18 protein-coding genes and 1 tRNA gene are annotated in these 18,231 nt (G+C 66.3%); 6 read left to right on the top strand and 13 right to left on the bottom strand.

Annotated elements, in window-relative coordinates; genetic code table 11:
- Window positions 1-73: 73 nt before the first annotated feature.
- The 6 genes from BMH31_RS03465 to BMH31_RS03440 form a co-directional block, all read right to left on the bottom strand.
- On the bottom strand, window positions 74-625 hold the full coding sequence (locus BMH31_RS03465; RefSeq protein WP_199068188.1) for a hypothetical protein: 552 nt from the start codon (window positions 623-625) through the stop codon (window positions 74-76).
- A gap of 78 nt (window positions 626-703) precedes the next feature.
- Complete coding sequence (locus BMH31_RS03460) at window positions 704-1,129, bottom strand: hypothetical protein (protein ID WP_099724427.1); 426 nt, start codon at window positions 1,127-1,129, stop codon at window positions 704-706.
- Complete coding sequence (locus BMH31_RS03455; RefSeq protein WP_099724428.1) at window positions 1,126-2,184, bottom strand: ankyrin repeat domain-containing protein; 1,059 nt, start codon at window positions 2,182-2,184, stop codon at window positions 1,126-1,128. The genes BMH31_RS03460 and BMH31_RS03455 overlap by 4 nt, the downstream gene beginning before the upstream one ends.
- A gap of 40 nt (window positions 2,185-2,224) precedes the next feature.
- Window positions 2,225-3,433, bottom strand: coding sequence for a low temperature requirement protein A (locus tag BMH31_RS03450; protein ID WP_199068189.1), 1,209 nt, complete (start codon window positions 3,431-3,433; stop codon window positions 2,225-2,227).
- Window positions 3,434-3,509: 76 nt separating this feature from the next.
- Window positions 3,510-3,890, bottom strand: coding sequence for a DUF2255 family protein (locus tag BMH31_RS03445; RefSeq protein WP_099724429.1), 381 nt, complete (start codon window positions 3,888-3,890; stop codon window positions 3,510-3,512).
- A gap of 35 nt (window positions 3,891-3,925) precedes the next feature.
- On the bottom strand, window positions 3,926-4,840 hold the full coding sequence (locus BMH31_RS03440; RefSeq protein WP_099724430.1) for an alpha/beta hydrolase: 915 nt from the start codon (window positions 4,838-4,840) through the stop codon (window positions 3,926-3,928).
- Between the two features lie 196 nt (window positions 4,841-5,036).
- On the opposite strand from BMH31_RS03440, the gene BMH31_RS03435 reads away from it, so the two are divergent.
- The 5 genes from BMH31_RS03435 to BMH31_RS15455 all read left to right on the top strand — a co-directional run bounded on the left by BMH31_RS03435 (window position 5,037) and on the right by BMH31_RS15455 (window position 10,336).
- Entirely contained in the window at window positions 5,037-5,969 is a 933-nt protein-coding gene (locus tag BMH31_RS03435) for a helix-turn-helix transcriptional regulator (RefSeq protein ID WP_099724431.1), read from the top strand.
- A 42-nt stretch (window positions 5,970-6,011) separates the two neighbouring features.
- Window positions 6,012-7,034: an SMI1/KNR4 family protein gene (locus BMH31_RS03430; RefSeq protein ID WP_099724432.1), complete on the top strand. Its 1,023-nt coding sequence runs from the start codon at window positions 6,012-6,014 to the stop codon at window positions 7,032-7,034.
- A 578-nt stretch (window positions 7,035-7,612) separates the two neighbouring features.
- Window positions 7,613-9,286 (top strand): SIR2 family protein, encoded by a 1,674-nt coding sequence (locus BMH31_RS03425; RefSeq protein WP_099724433.1) that lies wholly within the window; start codon window positions 7,613-7,615, stop codon window positions 9,284-9,286.
- A 40-nt stretch (window positions 9,287-9,326) separates the two neighbouring features.
- Window positions 9,327-10,061, top strand: a complete 735-nt coding sequence (locus BMH31_RS03420; protein WP_099724434.1) for a hypothetical protein — start codon at window positions 9,327-9,329, stop codon at window positions 10,059-10,061.
- 113 nt (window positions 10,062-10,174) lie between these two features.
- On the top strand, window positions 10,175-10,336 hold the full coding sequence (locus tag BMH31_RS15455; protein WP_158234938.1) for a hypothetical protein: 162 nt from the start codon (window positions 10,175-10,177) through the stop codon (window positions 10,334-10,336).
- Window positions 10,337-10,451: 115 nt separating this feature from the next.
- Here BMH31_RS15455 and BMH31_RS03415 read toward each other — a convergent pair whose 3' ends face one another.
- Window positions 10,452-11,648 (bottom strand): restriction endonuclease subunit S, encoded by a 1,197-nt coding sequence (locus BMH31_RS03415; protein ID WP_099724435.1) that lies wholly within the window; start codon window positions 11,646-11,648, stop codon window positions 10,452-10,454.
- Complete coding sequence (locus BMH31_RS03410; RefSeq protein ID WP_099724436.1) at window positions 11,641-13,497, bottom strand: N-6 DNA methylase; 1,857 nt, start codon at window positions 13,495-13,497, stop codon at window positions 11,641-11,643. The genes BMH31_RS03415 and BMH31_RS03410 overlap by 8 nt, the downstream gene beginning before the upstream one ends.
- A 720-nt stretch (window positions 13,498-14,217) precedes the next feature.
- On the opposite strand from BMH31_RS03410, the gene BMH31_RS03405 reads away from it, so the two are divergent.
- Complete coding sequence (locus BMH31_RS03405; RefSeq protein WP_099724437.1) at window positions 14,218-15,306, top strand: endonuclease NucS domain-containing protein; 1,089 nt, start codon at window positions 14,218-14,220, stop codon at window positions 15,304-15,306.
- A gap of 3 nt (window positions 15,307-15,309) precedes the next feature.
- Here the strand turns inward: BMH31_RS03405 and BMH31_RS03400 are convergent, their stop codons facing one another.
- The 5 genes from BMH31_RS03400 to BMH31_RS03380 form a co-directional block, all read right to left on the bottom strand.
- Complete coding sequence (locus BMH31_RS03400; RefSeq protein WP_143469785.1) at window positions 15,310-15,771, bottom strand: hypothetical protein; 462 nt, start codon at window positions 15,769-15,771, stop codon at window positions 15,310-15,312.
- A gap of 52 nt (window positions 15,772-15,823) precedes the next feature.
- Entirely contained in the window at window positions 15,824-16,069 is a 246-nt protein-coding gene (locus BMH31_RS03395; RefSeq protein ID WP_158234937.1) for a metallophosphoesterase, read from the bottom strand.
- A 360-nt stretch (window positions 16,070-16,429) separates the two neighbouring features.
- Window positions 16,430-16,506 (bottom strand) — tRNA-Pro (locus BMH31_RS03390).
- A gap of 346 nt (window positions 16,507-16,852) precedes the next feature.
- Window positions 16,853-17,827, bottom strand: a complete 975-nt coding sequence (locus BMH31_RS03385; protein ID WP_099724440.1) for an aldo/keto reductase — start codon at window positions 17,825-17,827, stop codon at window positions 16,853-16,855.
- Window positions 17,824-18,201, bottom strand: a complete 378-nt coding sequence (locus BMH31_RS03380) for a MerR family transcriptional regulator (protein ID WP_099724441.1) — start codon at window positions 18,199-18,201, stop codon at window positions 17,824-17,826. Before BMH31_RS03380 ends, BMH31_RS03385 begins: the two co-directional genes overlap by 4 nt.
- Window positions 18,202-18,231: the final 30 nt, after the last annotated feature.

The following is an 18,231-nucleotide window of genomic DNA, read 5'->3' as shown; positions in this document are numbered from 1 at the left end:
GCCGGTGCCGGTGCGCCGCGGATCACTCAGGGGCACTGCGACGCCGGCGACGGGCCCGGAGCGGTGCCGCGCTTCAGATGCGCGAGGGCGCGAGCCGCTCGATGTCGACGCGCGCACCGGCACCGGCACCGGGCTGCACCTCGGGGCGCTCCCGGAGCTGCGCCAGTGCCACGTCGAGATCCGGCCCCAGCAGCGCGAGCGCGTTGCAGCCGCGGGATTCCCAGACCGGGAACTCGCCACGGTCGTCCCTCGTCGAGACGTCCCAGAGCAACGCATCGCCGTTCTCGCTCCAGCCGAACACTTCGAGCGTCTCGGTGAGCGCCCAGTCGCCGTCCGGTTCGACCATCCAGTCGAAGCCCTCGGCTCGGCCGTCGCGGTAGCCGGCTCGGAATCGTGCGGTGAGATTCTCGGCCCGCCCGCGACCGTCCGCGTATCCGGGCAGCACGGGCGGGTAGATCAGCCAGAGGCCGAACGTCCGCGCCCAACCGAAGCTCCGCACGAACTCCCGGTACGAATCGGGGAACCCGCCGCCGTCCGGGAACCGGAACGCGTCGAGCGCGTACTGATCGATGTGCGCCGGGGAACCGGCGTCGCCGCCGACGGAGTATGGGTGCGGGGACTGCATGCGTTCAGCGTAGGCGAGCGCGGCGGGCTGCGGGGCCGTGATCGAGACCGTGATCGGGAGTCCTCAGCGCGGGCGGCGTCAGTCCGAGACCAGGAACACGATGCGTTCGTGTCCCTCGACGGCGGGCACCTCGCAGAAGTCTTCCAGCGACGAATCATCGGATTCGACGATGCCGTCGCTGCGCAGCCAGTCCACGTCGAGGCGCGCCTCCAGCTCGGCGGCGGGTGCCGTGGTTCCGATGACGATGGATTCGCCGAGGACCGCGCCGTCCGGCTCGTCGACCTCGGTATCGGCATGCAGTTCGACGCGGACCCAGGCGACGTCGACATCGGCCCGCAGCTGACGCAGGCGCTCGGCGATCTCGGCGAGCGGCGGCCTGCCGAAGCCCCAGCGGTTCGGGGCGAAGGAGTCCTCCCGCCCGTTGCCGTCGAAGAACTCCTCGAGCGTGAGGAGCGGCAGCCGATCCCTCTCGGAGCGAGCGGCGATCTGCCCCGTGGTGATCACCGGTCGTACCCGACCACGCCGAGCGGGATCGGCTCCGGGTTCCGCGCCACCCACGACACCGCCAGTTCGGTCAGCCGATCCACCCGTTCGCCGTCGTCGTTCCCGCCGCGGAGCGCGTGCGCGAGACGACGTGCCTCCTCGGCTTCGCTCGCCTCGAGCGGGATCCCCGTGGCGAGGTGCTCGGGCACGGCGGCGAGCATCCGCTTGAATTGCCGATCCCAGTTCGGGCTGCCGTTGTCGAGGATCTCGCGGGCGATCCTCCCCGTGATCCGAACCGCTTCGCCCTGCGCGGTCTGCGCGGGCCCGCTCGACGGCACCAGCAGTTCCCACATCGCCTGGTGCTGATCCTGCCAGGCCCCCGCAGGGACGGTGATCGGCGAGACACCGTCGTGCATCGCGCGCCGCGGCACCGGTTCGACACCGAGGAGCTCGTACAGCGCGGTGAGCCCGGCGTCGGTCTCGGCGAGGAAGTCGCGGTTGAACCCCGCGCGATGGAACTCGAACCCCGTACCGATTCGCGTGACCTGCGCGCGAGCCTCGTCGTTCGCTTCCGCTCCAGCGTCGAGCAGCAGGCGCGCTATCTCGGCCATCGCCGGGATCCCGATGTTCTGCGTGCGGTGGAGCCCGTTGAGCAGCGGATCCTCGTCGTTCTCGTTGAGGCGGCGCGGATCCGCACCGTGCGCGAGCAGCATCCGGACCGTCGCCGCGCGCTGATTCCCCGCGGCCGCGTGCAGCGGCGTATCGCCGTAGCGGTCGGGTCGTTCGAGGTCGGCACCGAGCGACAGCAGCAGCGGGATCTGCGCGTCGCGCCCGAGCGAGGCCCGCTCCCACAGCGGCGAACGGTCGTAGGTGTCGGCCGCGTCGACGTCGAGGCCCTGCTCCGCGAGCCAGAGGATCAGCCCGTCGGGGCAGTCGACGAAGCCGATCGCGGTGTGCTTGCCGTAGCCGCCGCGCGCATCGAGCAGGGTCTTGTCGAAGACGGCCTTCACATCGTCGAGCGGGGACGAGCGCAGCTGCTCGTCGAAGTCCTTCGGCAGGGTCTTGCGCTTGGCCACGGGCGTCCTCCTCGGGGTTCGGCGGGGCGTCGGTTCGACTCTACGCAGTGGAGCTCCCCGGTGTCCGCTCCCGTTCCTGCTCCCCCTCCCCCGGCGCGGCGTCGACCGGCCGCCGCCAGACGAGCACCACGACCGTGAGCACGAGGATCACCGTGGTGAGCGCGAACGGAACCGGGATGAGCGGATCGATGAGCACCAGGATCCCTGCGATCGGCACGACGGTGTTGACCACGCGGTCCGCCTGCGGCCGGATCGCGAGCAGCCAGATACCGATGATGAAGACGGCGAGCGGCACCGTGAACGCGAAAGAGGCCCAGGGCTGCCGGAGCTCGCTGTGCCCGGTCAGGACGTCGATCTCGACCTCGACGCCCGCCGAGAACGCGCCCGCGGCCGCGAAGATGAAGTAGTGGCCGTACCCGTAGGCCAGCGACCGCGAGAAGCTGCTGATCGCGTGGTGGTGCGGGGGCCAGAAGTAGATCCACCACAGGGCGGCGGTCGCGATCAGCACGAGAACCGCGATGGAGATCAGCGGGCCGAGCTCCTCCGAATCCTTGAGCGCCTCGATGATCGCGTTCGCCGAGCCGAGCAGGCTCTCGCCCAGCACGATCAGGGTGAAAAGCCCGTAGCGCTCCGTGATGTGGTGCGGATGCCAGGGCGTCGCGCCCGTGCGTTCGGCGATGATCGGCACCGCGAGCTCCGCCGCGATCAGCACGACGAGCGCATACGGGAACGCCGAGGCCGGCAGCAGCAGCGACCCCAGCCAGAGCGCCTGCACGAGGGCGATCCCTCCCGCGTAGATCAGGGTCGCGCTGCGCGCGGCCCCGGCCGAGCGCGACGCGCGCAACCACTGCGCGACGAGCGCCAGGCGCATCACGACATAGGCGTAGATCAGCACCGAGAAGTCGTGCGATTCGAACGCGGGCCCGATCCCGGCGGCGAGCACGAGCACGCCGCCCATCTGCACGATGGTCAGCACCCGATAAAGCCAGTCGTCCGTGGCGAACGACGTGGCGAACCAGGTGAAGTTCATCCAGGCCCACCAGATCCCGAAGAACACGATCGCGTAGTCGACGATGCCGTCCACCACGTGCCCCGCGGTGAGTGCGTGGTGCAGCTGCACCGACGCGATGCTCACCGCCACGACGAAGACGAGGTCGAAGAACAGCTCCAGTGTGGAGGCGGCGCGCCCGTCCTCCCCGGGGTCGCGGGGACGCATCGGGATGAGGCGCGAAGGCGAGAGCGAAGTCATGGGCGGGCCCTTTCTCCGGCCGGTCCCGGAGCGCTCGCGGCGCTCCGGGACCGGGGTTCGTCTGAGGTTCGGCGGTTCAGTCCTCGGGGATCACCTCGAGCGTGTTGGTGCGTACCGGGGCCTCCGACATCGTGATCGCGTAGGGGCTCCCGGCGTACTTCGTCCGGAACGAGGCGTCGACGGCCTGGTTCGTCGCTTCGTCGTCGGTCGGTACGGCCACGAAGCGCACGGTCTTCTCGACGCCGCCGGCGCTGATCCGTCCGCGCCCGCTCGCCAGCGCCGGGCCGTACCACTTGCCAGCGGTCCCGTTGTAGGAGCGGATGAAGATCCGGTCCCCGACCGGCACCGACCAGATGTCCACGGTCTTGGGAGTGGTGCCGTCGGACAGCGTCGCCCCGACGGTGAAGTAGGTCTCGGCGTTGATGCGGGCGAGTTCGTCCGCGGTCCAGGAAGCCATGTTCGTGTTCCTCTCGATGGTGCGGTGTGTGGAGTCTAGAGCTTGTCGGCGAAGAACGGGACCAGCTCGGCGACCGCTTCGGCCACCTCGCGCTCGCCGTCGTAGAGGTCCATGTGGTTCGCGCCCTCGACGATGTGGAAGGACTTGTCGGTGCTCGCCGCGCGCTCGAACAGATCGTCACTCATCCACTTGGATCCGGCCTCGCTGCCCGCGATGAGCAGCAGCGGCTGGGTGAGGAACGCCTCGGCCTTGTGGAACGCGTCGTAGGAGGCGATCTGCGACAGGCTGCGCGTGGTCATGAAGCCGGGGGCGTTCGGGTGCTCGCAGCGCGGCGTGTGGTAGTACTCCCACGCCTGGCGGAGCTCCTCGTTCGGGGCATCCTCCTCGCGCATCGGAGCCAGCGGGAACGGGTTGTCGCCGCCCGCGGCATCGCTCGTGCGAGCGTCCGCACCCATCTGCAGCAGCGGGGCGGCGTCCGCGTCCCGAACGTCGTTCGTCCAGCCGTTGCGGAACATCTGGCCGATGTTCACGAGGCTGACGCCGCCGATCGCCTGGATCCGGGGATCGTTGATCGCCGCATTCGCGGTGTAGCCGGCGCCCGCGCAGATGCCCATGGCGCCGATGCGGCTACTGTCGACGGAGTCGAGGGTGGTCAGGTAGTCGACCACCGCGCTGACGTCCTCGGTGCGGATGTAAGGGTTCTCCAGCTGGCGCGGCTCGCCCGTGCTCTCGCCCTGGAACGATGCGTCGTAGGCGACGGTGATGAAGCCGGCCTCGGCCAGCTTGCCCGCGTACAGTCCGGCGGTCTGCTCCTTGACGCCGCCGCCCGGGTGGGAGACGACGATCGCCGGGAAGCTGCGGGTGGCGTCGAACACCGGCGGGAAGTGGACCACGGCCGCCAGGGTGGTGCCGGTGCCGTTGCGGGTCTGGATCTCGATGCGCTCGGTCATGATTCTCCTCGGTCGCGGCGGCAGTCGCGAAGGTGCGATCCGGCCCGCTTCCTGCGGGCCCTGCTGCCGGGTGCAGCACCATCGTCGAACGGCTCACCCCGACGAAGAAGGTTCCGTTGGAACCCCCTTCGAACGGGCCCGTGCCGGGTTCTCCCAGAACCTGGCTCGTGCGGCGGAACGCCTCTACCGTTGAGGCATGGCACTGAAGGACGAGCGCGTACGGGACTTCCTGGCGACCCGCCGTGCGAAGATCACCCCCGACCTCGCGGGGCTCCCCCGCGGCAGCGGCGTGCGTCGCGTCCCCGGGCTGCGCCGGGAGGAGGTCGCGATCCTGTCGGGAGTCTCCGTCGACTACTACACCCGCATCGAGAAGGGCGACCTCAGCGGCGTCTCCGATGAGATCCTCGACGCCATCGCCCGGGCGCTGCAGTTCGACGAGGACGAGCGGGCGTATCTCTACGATCTGGCGCGCACCGCCCGGCGCCCGAGCCGCGCCCCGCGACAGCGCCGAGCGTCCGCACCCGTGTCGCAGCAGGTCCAGCTGCTCATCGATTCGATGGCCGCGATGCCGGTGATCGCGATCAACCGGAGGCTCGACCTCGTCGCGGCGAACGCCCTCGGTCGAGCGCTGTTCGACGTGGTGCGCACCAGCCCGACGCGGCGTTCGGCCGCGTCGCCGCCCAACATCGCGGCCTTCATCTTCCTGGACCCCGGCGCCGAGGACTTCTACGCGGACCTGGACGACGCGGCCGCGACCAGCGTGCGGATCCTGCGCACCCAGGCCGGCGCCACGCCCCACGATGCCGAACTGACCCGGCTCATCGGCGAGCTCAGCACTCGCAGCCCCGAGTTCAGCGCCCGCTGGGCGGCGCACGACGTCGGGATCCACCGCAGCGGGGCGAAGGTGCTGCGCCACCACGGCGTCGGCGAGCTCACTCTCGGGTTCGAGGAGCTCGCGCTCGAATCCGCACCCGGCCTCCGGCTCTCGGCGTACGTCGCCGAGCCGCACTCGCCCACCGCCGAACGCCTCCAGCTCCTCGCGGCCTGGGCCGCGACGGAGGACACCGGTGTGCGGGATGCCGACGGCGGGCGGGACGCCGACGGCGTGCGGGATGCGGCCCGCTTCTAGCGGGGCCGCGCCTGCTCGCTCGGCCGTGGCAGACTGCCGGGCATGACGATCTTCAGCGCGGGCGAACTTGCCGATCTGTTCGACGATTCCGCGTACGGGCGCGAGAAGTATACGGAGCCCGCGCCGAGCGACGAGCTCGTCGCCGAGGTCGAGGCGGAGCTCGGGTACCGGCTGCCCGCCGCGTACGTGGAGCTGTGCCGCACGCGGAACGGCGGAACGCTCCGCCGCAACTGCTTCCCCACGGAGGGCGTGCACGTCTGGGCGGAGGATCACGTGGCCGTGACCGGGCTGTACGCGATCGGTCGTACCGCGACGTGGTCGCTGCTCGGTGATCTCGGGTCGCCGTTCATGCAGTCCGAGTGGGGGTATCCCGAGATCGGCGTGTGCTTCGCCGACACTCCGACCGCGGGGCACAGCGAGTTCATGCTCGACTATCGGGAGTGCGGCCCGCAGGGCGAGCCTGCGGTCGTGATCGTGGATCAGGAGGACGACTATCGCGTTTCGTTCCTCGCGCCGGACTTCGCGACGTTCATTCGCGGTTTGGTGCCGGAAGAGGTCTTCGCGGAGGATCCCGAAGAGGCGCTCGCCGAGGAGTTCGAGACGGTCGAGGAGGGATCCTTCTCCCCCATCGTGCTGCGCGGCCTGGCGGCGCTCGACCCGGTGCTCGATGATGGCGAGGCGAGCATCCGCGCGATCGGCAGGCGGATCGTGCGCGAGAAGGACTTCTTCGCCCTGCACGCGGACGCGGACTCGCATCTCATGTACGCGACCATGTTTCTGCTGTACTCGGCCCTGACGACGGCTCGCTCACGGGAGGACTTCCTGTACGAGGACCCGGCGAATCGCAGCTACGAGCATCCCTGCTACGCGATGATGATTCCGTCTTCGTACACGGGCCAGCCCTACGGCTTCACCACCGGCGGATGGGCGCCCGGCTTCGTGGAGGACTGGTGGGACGCGCAGATCGCGGCCGGCGGGATCGTCGCCAGTGAGGGCGGGTTCCGGTTCGCGCCACAGACCGAGGTTGGGTTGGTGCGGGTGCTGAATGTGTTGGCTCGCGCGTGAAGCGCGGATCGGTCCCAGGCAACGACCGAAAGCCCTGGCGAGAACTCGTTCTCGCCAGGGCTTTCGGTCGGGCTGACAGGATTTGAACCTGCGACCGCTTGAGCCATCGACGTGATCTACGTCACACACACCCAATACCCGTAGATGCCATACGAGAGTAAGGATCGCGGGCGATCGCGGATCCTGCCAGTTCCCGGCGTTTCCGGTCCCATCCCAGACTTAACGGGCACTTCTGCGGGCACAGCGTCCGTGAGCCCTTGCAGGCATACCTCGATCGATCTGAGCCCATGAGGGTGGCCATCGTTCTTGCCGCGCTGTGCTCTGCAATCATCCCTCGGCCGCGCCGGCTAATGCAGGGACAGAGCGCCACAATCACGGGGCGACCCCCTGCTGCAGCGAGCACGCCCAGCGCACAGCGATGGCCTGAGCGCCGAACCATCAGACCACTCTCGAGGGGGTCCGGCGCTGAGCAGGACGGTGCCGATGACCGAGTCGAGATACATCACCGCCGTCCGGAAGGCGGCGTCAGCGCTCGTGCAGCGTTCGATTGCCAGAGGGCTCATCTACAATTTTGAGGCATGACTTCAGGCCTCACCGACGACCGCCAGACGATCGAGGACACGGCGTCAGCGGGGCTACGAGAATCGCTCGTATCTCACGGCGCGTTGCCGTACCTGTTCATGGGCAGTGGCATATCACGCAGATACCTCGGTCTTCCGGACTGGGTCGGGCTACTGCGGCACTTCGCTTCAGAAGCGGGCGTGGATTTCAATTACCATCTCGCGTCAGCCAACGGCGATCTTCCTTCAGCGGCGACGAGTATCGCACGCGCCTTCCACGAGCATTGGTGGAAGGATCCGGCTTATACGTTGCAGCGCGAGGAGAACGCAGAGATCGTCAGAGACGACGAGGGCGGACTGAAAGTCGCGATCGCCGCCTACATCCGCGCGAATGACGCGCTTGTCGATGGAGTGCCCGGAGTCGATGATGTGGCGCTCGCGGAGGAGATCGTTCATCTTCGCACGGCCGTGGTCGATGGCGTGATCACCACCAACTACGACTCGCTGACCGATCAGCTCTTTTCGAATTTCCAGGCCTATGTCGGCCAGGACGAGCTGATGATGAGCGATGCGCAGTTTATCGCGGAGACGTACAAGATCCATGGCGCAGCGACGCAGCCGTTGTCGCTGATCCTCACCAAGGGCGACTACGAACGGTTCTCAAACCGAAACCACTACCTCGCGGCAAAGCTCCTGACCATTTTCGCCGAGCACCCGGTGATCTTCGTCGGGTACAGCCTCAGCGACGAGTACCTGAACGAGATCCTGGACAATATTGCAACTGCCGTCGGCCCGGACCGTCTCGGCGAGCTCGGCCGACGGATCTACTTCGTCGAATGGAACGAGGACACCGGCTTCCAGACCGTGGTCGAGCAGACCAGCATCGAGCGCGGCGGGTTCCGGTTTCCAATCACGCGGATCGAGACCCACAGCTTCAAGTGGCTATGGGAAGTCCTCTCGCACCTGGAACGCCCCTTCCCCGCAGCCATCCTGCGAGAACTGCGCAAGCACGTCTTCGACCTCGTCACCCACCCGGAACCTTCGCAGAACCGCGAGGTTGTGCGTGCGATCCCGATCGATGCCGACGAGGCGGACGAATACCGCGTGGTCTTCGGAGTCGGTGCGTTCTCGGAGAAGGACTTACAGAACCTCTCGACCATCGGTCGCTCCTTGCGTAGGGAGGACGTGGAGCGCGATGTACTTGGCATTCGAAAGAGGGGGTTTGATGCTGGAAACCTCTTGACCTCGGGCATCCCCGATGGCATCCGCCCGGGACATACCTCATATCTGCCCGTTCACAAGTACTTGCACGAGCTGGGGCGCATCGCACCGGACAGGAGCATCGATTTCGCGGAGCTCCCTGATGTAGTTCGCAAACTGGCCGAGCGTCGGGTGTCGGCGTCCGCTCAGAACAAGGCTCGCTTTGACCGCGAGGTGAGCGGTGTCCTGAAGACCCCGCGCGAGGTGCTCGACTCTGACTACCCGATGTACTTCAAGCTCGAGTGCCTGGTTCTGCTCGATCCGGACGACTACAGCGCAGCCGATCTCCGTGAGGCTCTGGTCGAGCTATACGAGAGTCCAGAGACGACATCTCAGAACAACATGGCGCTCTTGCGCCGAGCCATTTGCCTCTACGACCGCAGGGTAGTGCTCGACTCGCTCACACGAGAATCTCCGGACAGCGCGGCCTAGCGGCATCCTTGGCGAAGGACGCAGCTCCGGCGGAAGACACATGAAGCGCGCATACAAGGACGAGCAGGACATCGTCGACCACGCCGCCGACATCGACGACGCGGAGGTGTGCTTCTATCCCGAGGAGAGCCCTCTGGCTCATCGGTTCCTCTCGGCCCTCCGCGACGGAGGCTTCGAGAAGCGCGAGCGGCCGGACTTCGAGGACAACGGAGCGTCGCTCCTGCTGGAGGCCATGCAGGTCGACGACCACGCGGGCTCGGGCAAGAAGGACAAGACCCGGGCCCGAGAGGCCTCGCTGCTCCGAGAGATCGAAGCCGCGGGTCTCGACGTGCCACCCGACGTCAGAGTCCTAGCCCTGGCCGACAGCGGCCTCCCTGCAGGGCGGGACCACAACTACCGGGCGTACGTCCGGCACTTCACAGCCACTGTGGACCAGCATGCTCGGAACGCGGAGACCTACCGCGCAGAACGCCCGGGGCACGACCTGGGCTTCATCGTCTTCGACGAGTCCACCTCGTACTTCGAAGGCCTGGGCGCGTTCGGGCAGCCGGGCGAAGGCAGGCCGCACGTGTGGCTCAACGATTCCGTCTTCGTGGACGCTATCCTGCAATCCGGTGCGGACTGCTTCGTCTGGATGACGCCCTACAAGCGACTTGAAACCATCCAGACGGGCGTCGTGCCGCTCCCGGCGATGACGATCATCGACGTCGCGCTGCTGCGCCAGGCAGACCATGTCGTCTACGACGCGGGCCGCATGGTCTCCTCAGAAGAGTGAAGGCCCTTGGGCAGGTGTTCTAAGCGTGCTCTACAAAGCGGATCACGTCGTGCACGTAGAAGACGCGGCCGTGGGCGGTGTCGCATGAGCGCCCGGGGCCGATGCTCAGAACCGTGTCCCAGGGACCTGAGCACACCGAGCTTGCGCTGCTCGTGGCCAGCCTCGTGTGGCTCACGCTCGCGGCGCTGCGGGCATTCGGCCTGCCAGGAGCAGTCGCGCGCGAGGTCGCCACCGGGGTGCCCGTTCCCGGCGAAGCCGTGGGCGGTGCGCGATGATCGCGCTCGACCTGGCCTCCCCGACGCCTCCTTTCGAGCAGATCAGGTCCCCCAGCTGGCCGATCTCATCAGGAACGGCGCGCTGGAAGTCGGCGTTGACCAGTGTGCAGAGGCGTCAGATGCGCGTTTCTGTCGCGTCTGCACGGTATTCATCGCCCTCGCAGAGCGAGACCTCGATATTGCGCGTCAGGAGCGCACCGAGCAGTGCTGCCCTCGCGGTTCGAACGCGGGCGAGTTCTGCGGATGAAGCTTCGAGTTGAGCACGGACGGCACCAAGTCTCTTGACAACGTTTAGGCGGTCCTCGTCACTGGGCGGCATCGCAACGGTTGTCGAGAACAGCTCCTTGCGGTTCACCTTGGGCATCTTCAGTCGCGTGGACAATGCAGTCGTCTGAGCCGTGAATCCGTCCTCTAGCAGGGCCTCGCGTAGGAGCTCAGGCGGGGTACCGTTGAGGGGCGAGAGCGGGTAGGCATCGGCACTGCACAGCGCGACGTAGCCCGGGAACGCGGCCTTTCGAAGCGCCGGGCGAATCTTCGCGTACACGACGTCGTCCTCGCCTACGAGGTACTTGCCACTGATCATGGCGTCTTCGCGAGCAGTGCGCGCACCGACGATGCGACCCGTGCCCTTCTCGATGGAATCGACGCCAATGTGAATGAGGTCGGCGTAGTCTTCGTCCCGGGGATCGACCAGCTTAGACTTGATCTCGCAGACAGAAGCCAGTGGAACCCGCGGAGACTCCGAAAGCATGGACTGACGCATCGCCGCAAGCAGCACAACGAGGGCGGACTCTTCGGCCTCTAACGTGTTGATGTACTCATCCACCGCGGTCATGACCTCGACGATGCGACGTTGGACGGGCACTGGCGGGCGCGAGACCCGCATCCTCATGAAGTCTTCCTCTTTGAGCCGGTTCCGACTCACGGCGGTCGCCCCAGTGGACAGCGCGAACGCTTCCTCTCCGAACATCGGAGAGGAGCAATAGAGCGCGAGGTACTCCGGTGTCGCCAACTCTGAATCGACGACGAACTGGGGGAACTCGTTGGACACGACGACCCCGTCGAAGTCACTACCGACCGCGGCGAATGACTGCTTCCACGCGAAGAGGCGATTGTAGACGAGGGTCCCAGGTTTCAGCGCGTAGCACTTGCCCTTGACTTCGACACCTTTGCGTTCCTCGCGGACGAAAAGCCCAGCCCCATACCAGCGAACGCCGGCGAAGCGCACGACATCATCCGGGCCGGGAACGACCTGTTCGGGTTCGTGCTGCGCGAGGAGACTGCTGAGAGAGACGAGCGGCCAATCAGACATCAAATCCGCCGATGCCTGCCTCGCCGAGCGCCTGCGTCATGCGCTCCAGCGCCTCGTCCCGCAGCGCACGGGCCTCTTGCCAGTCGGCGACAGCCGTGTTGAGGTCATGCGTCTGGGCCTGGGGCCAGGGGTTACGGCGAACGCCACGAGGATCAAGGTTTCCTGCAGCGTCGAAGATCGGGGTGCGCCAGGACCGGGCTTCGCGGCTCTCGACACCGTCGCGGATTGCCGTCTTCGCCCGCCGTGAGATCTCGCCCCATCGCCCAGTGTCTTTCCTGCCACGGCCGGCCCGGACCTCGTGACCGTCGTCCTCCATGTCGATGAAAGTGACCATGGCGTCCGGCTCGTGACCGTTGCTCGTCTTGGTGAAGCCGAAGATCGAAGTCCTCACCGCGCGCCCCTGCTCGAAGAAGAGCTGCTGGGGCATGTCAATCACGAAGTCCAGCTGCGCCCGCTCCAGGATCGCATTTGCGGTCTTCGTGTCTTTCGAGAGTGTGTTCACCGGCATGATGATGACGAGCTGGCCACCCTCTTCGAGGTACTCGATCGCCGACATCGTGAAATTGACCGGGTTGTCGTTCTCGTACGGCGGATTAATGACGCACTTGGTCGGTTTCAGGCCCTTGATGTAGTCGCGAAAGTTCTTGTCGGCAGTGACGACGGTGAAGCTCTTCCCTCTGGTCACGAGCGAGTCACGGTAGATCAGGTTCGAACGGCCGTCGCCGTGAAGGAACATGTTCGAGCAGGCCAGTGCGAACAGCACAGCATCGATCTCGATGCCGATGAGCTGATGCTCACGGATGTGCTCGATACGCTCTTCGTCTCCATGGGCCTTGTCTACGAGCTGCTCCATCGCGTCCATCAGAAAGCCGCCCGAACCCATGCAGGTGTCGAGCACGACGTCATCGCGACCGAGGCGCGCCAGATCGACCATGAACGTCTTGATGTGATCGGGCGTCAGGATGATGTTCTTGTTGTCCATCTTCCCGGCACGGGAAAGGAAGATCTTGTACGCGCGGCCCAGGATGTCGCGCTTCGTGGTGCGCTTCGACGGCTGGTGCACACGTTCGTCGATGTCGCCGATGATCGCCTTGTACTCATCCAGCGGGATGTCGACGTTCGTGATGAAGTTGAAACGGCTCTTCCAATCAATATCCTTCGACTTGGCGTTGATCTTCTTGTCGAGCTGACGGTTGACGGCGTCGACGATCTGATCGTTGAGGTAGCGCGCTTCGACGAAACGCGGGTCCTCCGGCTCGCTGATCGACGTGTAGACGTTGCGGAACGGCTGGTCATCGAGAGCGATCATCAGCGCCGAAAAGAACAACGACCGCTCGGTGTCGCGCACGCGGGAGTCCTTATGGAAACGCTCGTTGAGCTGCACGAGGAACCGGCGCAACTCGGCATCCGAAAGCGGGTCACCATGGGCCGCAGCCTCGTAGTGCTTCGTCAGGGCGTCGATGCTCACGAGGCTTCGCGGGTCGTCGAGCTCCTCGATCTCCTCCGTGCCGCCCTTCCGGAAGAAGTAGCTGACGTGGAGCGACTCGAGCGTCTGACCAGACACGGCGATACCGATGATGTCGACGTGTGGCACCGCGTTGGTCATCATGTAGCCGCGGATGTCGGCCTCGGCTGCGAGGTGGTCGGTCTTCGGCCCCAGGTCACCAGACTTGGCCTCGACCACGATCAACCAGGACCCCATGTCCTTAAAGAAGTCGGGGAAGCCGTCGACGGTCGATCCATCACGCTTCGACTGGAAGCCGAACTTCTTCGGAATGTCACGCTTCTCGATGAAGGTCGACGGTCCGTAAAACTCCCGGAACAGGTTCTCCGTCGTGCTCTCGGCCATCCCATGCACCTCCCGTTAACGCGCGCAACTGCAGCCGCCGGGGCGCTACATCGTTGGTCCCCTTGCAGAACAGTGGCCCGGCATGCGCCGAGCACGTCGTCCAGTCTATGGGCCGTGGTCGGTGTGCGATTGGGAGGCCACAACCGGGAGTGTCCCAGATCAGCACCTCGTTGGCGAGGGGGCAGTTTAGTCGGGTCAGGCGTCCACCGCCTCACCAATTAGGAGCGGCTGCGAGGTCCGAGGACGTTAGGCTGGTCGTTCCGATCCGAACCCTGGCGAGGTAGCGCGCGGAAGCTGGGGACACTCATGAGCGGCGTCTTCGCCGCTGTCGCGGGAGTGGTGGGCATCGTCTGCTCGCCATGACGGCCTCATCGGGCACGACCGACAGCTGAAGCCGACCACGAGCTATGACGCGTCCGAGGTCGACCTCCGCCGTGTTCTCGATCTTGATGATGCCCGGCGCAATTGCGCGCCGGATCCGGTGAGCTGTTTCAACTCGAATCACTCGGTTCAATTGAGTTGTGCGCAAGGCTTCTTCGTTGTCGAACGGCGACACCTGAGCGCGGCGCGCCAGGCAAGCTATGAATTGACTATGCCTGCTAATAATTAGATCGCAGCCCGGCATTGGAAGTACAGCCGACTCGCTCGGCCGCAGAGCACTTCTCGATAGGCTCATTGCCAGGCGACCGGACGCCTCGCGGTGGTGGAGGATGAACAGCAATGGCAGTTGAAATGGGCCTATGGCGCGCAGACGGCGGCCGACTCAGCCGCATCGTCCCGACCTCGATCGGCCTCGAGTCCCACCTCGAGACGTACATCGAGTCCGACCCGTCGATGCTCGGCGAGACGCTCCTGATCATCGGCCGCCAGGTCCCCACAGCTTTCGGCGGGTTCATCGACCTGCTCGCGCTCGACGAGACCGCCGCGGTACACGTCATCGAGCTCAAGCGCGACAAGACTCCACGCGACGTCACGGCCCAAGCCCTGGACTACGGCTCCTGGGTCGCGGGGCTCGGCCGCACGCAGATCCAAGCCATCTTTGAGGCGTACAAGCCCGGCGTCGCGCTCGAGGAAGCCTTCGCGGAGTGCTTCAACGAGACCCTCCCCGAGGAGGTCAACAGCACGCAGACGTTCACCATCGTCGCCGCGAGCGTCGACGCGGCCACCGAGCGCATCGTGCGGTTCCTCAACGAGAGCTTCGCGGTGCCGATCAACGTCGTCTTCTTCCGCCACTTCGAAGACAATGGTGCGAAATACCTCGCCCGCACCTGGCTGGTCGAGAACGAGGGTCAGCAGGCTCCCGGCGCTGCGACCGCCCGCCAGACGAAGACCCGCGAGGCATGGAACGGCAGCGACTGGTACGTCGCGTTCGGGGAGGACAGCGGCACCCGACAATGGGCGGACGGGCGGAAGTACGGCTTCGTGTCGGGCGGCGGCGGGGCATGGTTCTCCCGGACCCTGAAGAACCTGCCGATCGGCGCGCGCGTCTTCGTGCATATCCCCAAAGCTGGCTACGTCGGCGTCGGGACTGTGATCAGCGAGGCCCGCCGCTTCGACGAGGCGTTCGTCGACGTCGACGGCGTCGAGACCCCGCTGCAGAGCCTCCCGCTTGTCGGCACCTACCGCCACGAGGGCGACGATGAAGACGACAGCGCGGAGTGGGTCGTGCCCGTCGAGTGGACCAAGACTGTGCCGCGCGAGCAGGCAGTCTGGAAGAACGGGATGTTCGCGAATCAGAACACCGCGGCGAAGCTGCGCCAGAAGTTCACCATCGAGCAGGTGACCGACGAGTTCGGCCTCGACGACTGACCATCACCGGGCTTCGGAAGGCGGAGACGCCGCCGGCGTCATCCGCCAGCTGAACTCGCGGCTCTCGACGTCGTACTTCAGCACGTTCAGCCGCCCAGTCTCCTCGACGGCGGCATCGATGTAGTAGTGCGACGCTCCATCATGGAAGACCTCGTGCGAGCCGTCGGCGTGCAGCTCCGAGGTCCGGACGTGGCCAGCGACGATCGTCTTCACGAACGGCCCAGTGCTCGCCGGGTACTTCTCGGTGAGCACGTGCTCCGGGGTCGCGACGCGCCAGAGCTGGCCGGCCTCCTCGTCAACGCCGGCATGCACGTAGATCGCGTGATCCTCCTCATGCAGCAGCGGCAGGCCGCGCAGCCAGAAGATCAGCGCGCCGTGACGGGCCAGGAGCTCGCGCCTGATCATCGCGTTGATCTGAGCGCTAGTCGCGCTCGTGGGGATCGTATCGACGAACTGCTCCGTCACGAACGAGTGCACCGTGACGAAGCCGATGTCCGAGTGCAGCCAGTCGTAGTCCTCAGTCCTCCGCGTCGAGCCAGTCCAGCATCCAGCAGTCGTGATTGCCCAGCAGCGCGACGACCCGCTCACTGTGCTCCTGCTGCAGGGAACAGACTCGCTCGAGCACTTGCCGCGAGCTAGGCCCTCGGTCGACGTAGTCGCCGAGCAACACGAGCTGGGCTCCGGGGTCGCCGTCCAGGTCGACGACCTCGAGCGCTCGCTCCAGCGCGTCGAGGTGCCCAAGGATGTCGCAGACCGCGTACACGCTACTGGCGATGGTTGAATCCTCTAAGTGTGGGTCGAGTGCAGGATCTCATTTTCCTCGCAGAAGCTGAGGCCTGGATCAGACCATCGCCACATCAGCAGTTGAACCTGGGAACAAAGCGTTCTTGAGACACTCGCGAGACCAGCAAGCGCAGGGTGGCAATAAGCGTCAGTAAGCGTCTTCTGTAGCGAAGCAGCGTCAGGTGGGATCCACGAAAGGAGCGCAGAATCCCGGGCGTGTTCGGCCTTTCGTGGCGAGGTCTGCGGGCACACTAGCGGGCACAGAGGTTCAATTCGGCCAGATTTGGGCAACGAAAAACCCCGGAAAATCGTTGATTTTCCGGGGTTTTTGACTACTTCATGGTCGGGCTGACAGGATTTGAACCTGCGACCCCTTGACCCCCAGTCAAGTGCGCTACCAAGCTGCGCCACAGCCCGTTGTTTCTCGAACTCGACCCGCCAGAGCGAGCCTCGCACCGAGGCAACCCCTCCATCTTAGCCACAACTTCGACGCACCGCGAACCGGGGGATCCCGCGCGTGCCGCGTCGGAGCGGAAGCGCCGTCGCGGGCGCATCGAACGGACCCAAATTGACCATAGCTGGGCAGGGAAAGGTCAATTTGGGTCCGGTCGATCAACGCGAGGCGGGCCGGGTTTCGATACTTCGACTCGTCGCTGCGCTCCTCGCTCAGCACGCCGCCCGCAGGCTCGCTCAGCACGCCGCCCGCAGGCTCGCTCAGCACGCCGCCCGCAGGCTCGCTCACCCGGCGAGAAGCAAGGGCGGCCTACCGCCCGATACTCGACATGTCCGCGTACCGGTCCCCCACCGCGGGCGGCACCGCGTCCAAGAACGCGAGCTGCTCGGCCGACAGCGCAAGCGCATCGGCACCCACGTTCTCCTCCAACCGCGAGACGCGCTTGGTGCCGGGAATCGGCGCGATGTCGTCGCCCTGCGCGACGACCCACGCCAGCGCGACCTGCGCGGGCGTCGCTCCGAGTTCCGAAGCAACCGCCTCGACCGCCTCGACAATCCGCAGGTTCGCGTCGAGGTTCTCCCCCGTGAACCGCGGGTTGCTGCGACGGAAATCATCGGAACCCAGCGCAGACGCAGAACGGATCGCCCCGGTGAGGAATCCACGCCCGAGCGGCGAGTACGGCACGAGCCCGATCCCGAGCTCCCGCAGCACCGCGAGCTGCTGCCGCGCCGGCTCCTGCGTCCACAGCGAGAACTCCGTCTGCAGCGCGGTCACCGGGTGCACGGCGTGCGCCCGCCGAATGGTCTCCTCCGCGGCCTCCGACAAGCCGTAGTGCAGGATCTTCCCCTCCGCCACGAGCTCCGCGAGCGCGCCGACGGTCTCCTCGATCGGCGTCTCGGGATCCATCCGGTGCTGGTAGTACAGATCGATGCGGTCCGTGCCGAGCCGCTGCAGCGACCCCTCGACGGATCGCCGCACGTTCTCGGGGGTCCCGTCGACGGCGCGGCCGCCCTCGGCGCTCCGCTTCACGCCGAACTTCGTCGCGAGCACCACGTCATCGCGGCGGCCGGCGAGCGCCCGCCCGACGAGCTCCTCATTATTGTTCTCGCCCCATACGTACAGCTCGGCCGTATCGAACAGGGTGACGCCCAGGTCGATGGCGCGGTGGATCGTGCGGATCGATTCGGCGTCGTCGGTGCCCGCACCGCCGTAGAACGCCGACATTCCCATGCAGCCGAGGCCGATCCGGCCGACCGAGAGAGTTCCGAGTGTTGCGTGTTTCATGCGTCGAGCCTTTCGGAATAGAGGGTGATCTTGAGGTCGATGGCGCCGAGCGCGTCGTCCAGCTCGGCGAGGCGCGCCAGCACGGTCTCCCGGTGCTCGCGCAGCAGCTCCAGCCGCTCGGCGCTCGTGCGCTCGCCCGCGCGGGCCAGCTCCACATAGCGGCGCACCGTCGCGATGGGCATGGCCGTGGATCGCAGCTTGCGCAGGAACCCGAGCCACGCGATATCGGCGTCGGTGTACCGCCGATCCGACGACACCCGATCGACGGGCGCGAGCATGAGCCCCTCGCGCTCGTAGTAGCGGAGCGTGTGGGCCGTCAGCCCGAGTTCGTGCGCCGCCTCCGAGATGGACCGGGTCTCGATCGTCTGCTGCATGGGGCCAACGCTACGACTTCGAGCGCACTC

Origin of the sequence: Leucobacter sp. OLIS6 (genome assembly GCF_002752355.1) — a bacterium.
GTDB lineage: Bacteria > Actinomycetota > Actinomycetes > Actinomycetales > Microbacteriaceae > Leucobacter.
Note: the sequence above shows the minus strand (reverse complement) of the source record. Positions and strands in the feature narration are given on the sequence as shown.

Coding starts and splice junctions, on each gene's coding strand:
- BMH31_RS03410 (WP_099724436.1), bottom strand. CDS start 13,497: ATGGCCGAGAGCACGACGGAGAACCTGTTCCGGGAGTTTTACGGACCG.
- BMH31_RS03385 (WP_099724440.1), bottom strand. CDS start 17,827: ATGAAACACGCAACACTCGGAACTCTCTCGGTCGGCCGGATCGGCCTC.
- BMH31_RS03425 (WP_099724433.1), top strand. CDS start 7,613: ATGACTTCAGGCCTCACCGACGACCGCCAGACGATCGAGGACACGGCG.
- BMH31_RS03430 (WP_099724432.1), top strand. CDS start 6,012: ATGACGATCTTCAGCGCGGGCGAACTTGCCGATCTGTTCGACGATTCC.
- BMH31_RS03380 (WP_099724441.1), bottom strand. CDS start 18,201: ATGCAGCAGACGATCGAGACCCGGTCCATCTCGGAGGCGGCGCACGAA.
- BMH31_RS03465 (WP_199068188.1), bottom strand. CDS start 625: ATGCAGTCCCCGCACCCATACTCCGTCGGCGGCGACGCCGGTTCCCCG.
- BMH31_RS03435 (WP_099724431.1), top strand. CDS start 5,037: ATGGCACTGAAGGACGAGCGCGTACGGGACTTCCTGGCGACCCGCCGT.
- BMH31_RS03405 (WP_099724437.1), top strand. CDS start 14,218: ATGGCAGTTGAAATGGGCCTATGGCGCGCAGACGGCGGCCGACTCAGC.
- BMH31_RS03420 (WP_099724434.1), top strand. CDS start 9,327: ATGAAGCGCGCATACAAGGACGAGCAGGACATCGTCGACCACGCCGCC.
- BMH31_RS03415 (WP_099724435.1), bottom strand. CDS start 11,648: ATGTCTGATTGGCCGCTCGTCTCTCTCAGCAGTCTCCTCGCGCAGCAC.
- BMH31_RS03450 (WP_199068189.1), bottom strand. CDS start 3,433: ATGACTTCGCTCTCGCCTTCGCGCCTCATCCCGATGCGTCCCCGCGAC.
- BMH31_RS03445 (WP_099724429.1), bottom strand. CDS start 3,890: ATGGCTTCCTGGACCGCGGACGAACTCGCCCGCATCAACGCCGAGACC.
- BMH31_RS03440 (WP_099724430.1), bottom strand. CDS start 4,840: ATGACCGAGCGCATCGAGATCCAGACCCGCAACGGCACCGGCACCACC.